Below are 2,021 nucleotides of genomic sequence, written 5' to 3'. Positions count from 1 at the left end.
TCGACATGCTCCCGCAGCCGAACCGCCTGGTCCCGCAACGCCTCCGCGTTCCGCCCCGACAACACCCACGGCACCACACCGTCCACCGGGGCCGGGCGGTACTCCTCATCCGGCGCCTGCTCGATGACGATGTGCGCGTTGGTGCCGCTGACGCCGAACGACGACACACCGGCCCGCCGCGGGCGACCGGTCTCCGGCCACGGCTGCGGCTCCGTCAGCAGTTCGACGTCACCGGCGGACCAGTCCACCTGTGTCGTCGGCCGGTCGGCGTGCAAGGTCGGCGGCAGCACGCCCTGCCGCATCGCCATCACCATCTTGATGACACCCGCGACACCGGCGGCCGCCTGCGTGTGCCCGATGTTGGACTTCAGCGACCCGAGCCACAGCGGGTCACCGGCACGGTCCTGGCCGTAGGTGGCCAGCAGCGCCTGCGCCTCGATCGGGTCACCCAGCGTCGTCCCCGTGCCGTGCGCCTCCACCGCGTCCACCTCGGACGGGGCCAGACCCGCACTGGCGAGCGCCTGGCGGATCACCCGCTGCTGCGACGGGCCGTTCGGCGCGGTGAGCCCGTTGGAGGCGCCGTCCTGGTTGACCGCGGAACCCCGCACGACCGCCAACACCTGGTGGCCGTTGCGGCGGGCGTCGGACAGCCGCTCCACGAGCAGCATCCCGACGCCCTCGCCCCAGCCCGTACCGTCCGCGCTGTCGGCGAACGACTTGCACCGGCCATCGGCGGCCAGACCCCGCTGACGGCTGAAGTCCACGAAGGTGCTCGCGGTGGCCATCACGGCGACACCGCCCGCCAGGGCCAGCTCACACTCCCCGGACCGCAGCGCCTGCACCGCCATGTGCAGGGCGACCAGCGACGAGGAGCACGCCGTGTCGACCGTCACCGCGGGGCCCTCCAGCCCCAGTACGTAGGCGACGCGGCCGGAGGCGACGCTGCCGGACGCGCCGGTGCCCAGGTAGCCCTCCACGTCCTCCGGGACGGAGCGCAGCCGCGCCGCGTAGTCGTGGTACATCAGGCCCGTGAACACACCGGTCGCGCTGCCCCGCACCGACTCCGGCGCGATCCCGGCCCGCTCGAACGCCTCCCAGGAGGTCTCCAGCAGCAGCCGCTGCTGCGGGTCCATGGCCAGCGCCTCACGGGGGCTGATGCCGAAGAACGCCGGGTCGAACTGGTCGGCGTCGTACAGGAAGCCGCCTTCACGGGCGTACGAGGTGCCCGGGTGCTCGGGGTCCGGGTGGTACAGCCGCTCCAGGTCCCACCCGCGGTTGCCGGGAAACTCGCCGATGGCGTCGACGCCGTTCAGCACCAGGCGCCACAGGTCCTCGGGCGAGCTCACGCCGCCGGGGTAGCGGCAGCTCATGCCGACGATCGCGATCGGCTCGTCGATCGCGGCGGCCACCGCGCGGGGGGTCTCCGTGACGACCGGGGTACCCGCGAGCTCGGTGCCGAGGTATCCAGCCACCGCCTCCGGGGTCGGGTAGTCGAAGACCAGGGTCGCGGGCAGGCGCAGCTCGGTGACCGCGCCCAGCCGGTTGCGCAGCTCCACCGCGCTGAGCGAGTCGAAGCCCAGTTCCCTGAAGGCGCGGTCGGGTTCGACGGCGTGCGCCGAGCTGTGACCGAGTACCACGGCGACATGGCCGAGCACGAGATCCAGCAGTACTCGCTCGCGTTCCGCCTCGGTCAGTTCGGCGAGCGACCGGGCCAGCTCCGTGCCGGCGACGGTGGCGCGCTCGACGGTCCTGCGTGCCGTGCCGCGTACCAAGCCGCGCAGGACGGGGGCCACGGGGTGGGAGCGCGCCTGCTGGTGCAGGGCGGGCAGGTCGAGGGGGACGGGCGCCAGTACGGCACGTCCGGTGGAGCCCGCCGCGTCGAACAGCGCCAGCCCCTCGGCCGTACGCAGGGGTATCAGGCCACCTCGGCTCATCCGCCGCAGGTCGGAGTCGTCGAGCGCACCGGTCATGCCACTGGCCTCGGCCCACAGGCCCCACGCCAGTGACGTGGCGGGCAGACC

Annotated in this window: 1 protein-coding gene; it reads right to left on the bottom strand. The window is 73.4% G+C overall.

All coding sequences use genetic code 11. The features are described from left to right. The coding region (locus tag FHS37_RS38675; protein WP_245005826.1) for a type I polyketide synthase at nucleotides 1–2,021 on the bottom strand (2,021 nt) is incomplete at both ends.

Source organism: Streptomyces griseomycini (assembly GCF_014203535.1).
In the GTDB taxonomy this organism is placed as follows: Bacteria; Actinomycetota; Actinomycetes; order Streptomycetales; family Streptomycetaceae; genus Streptomyces; species Streptomyces griseomycini.
The sequence above is the reverse complement of the archived record's forward strand: the minus strand, read 5'-3'. Positions and strand labels throughout refer to the sequence as shown.